This is a genomic window from Exiguobacterium sp. UBA6282 (assembly GCF_002440475.1).
In the GTDB taxonomy this organism is placed as follows: domain Bacteria; phylum Bacillota; class Bacilli; order Exiguobacteriales; family Exiguobacteriaceae; genus Exiguobacterium_A.
In genome coordinates, this window is the sequence record NZ_DJUM01000020.1 from 1,084 (window position 1) to 1,475 (window position 392).

The following is a 392-nucleotide window of genomic DNA, read 5'->3' on the forward strand; positions in this document are numbered from 1 at the left end:
CCTTTCCTTGCAAAAAGGTGGCGACCGTCTCTGCCGTTCCCCCGAGTTTGCTATCTGCTACGTCATGAAGTAAGGCTGCTAATTCGATGATCCGAACATTCCCGCCTTCCTGTTTTGCAATATGTAACGCTAAACGGCGAACTCGTTCAATGTGAGCATAATCATGACCTGAAAAGTCCGTCGCATGAAACGACCGGACGAACGCTTCCGTTTCTTGAATCATTGTCGTTCCCTCCATTCCGGTTCAAGTAATCCATACAGTAACATGTCATGCCGCTCTCCGTCTCGTCGTAAAAAAGCACGGTATCTTCCTTCCTGCACGAACCCAAGTCGCTCGTACAGCTGAACCGCACGTGTATTATACTCAAAGACCGTCAATTGAATCCGGTACA

At 48.5% G+C, this 392-nt stretch carries 1 protein-coding gene; it reads right to left on the reverse strand.

Annotation, left to right across the window (positions count from 1 at the left end; all coding sequences use genetic code 11):
• The coding region (locus B2751_RS04985; protein ID WP_290773308.1) for an HD domain-containing protein at positions 1–223 on the reverse strand (223 nt) is incomplete at its 3' end.
• Between the last annotated feature and the right edge of the window lie 169 nt (positions 224–392).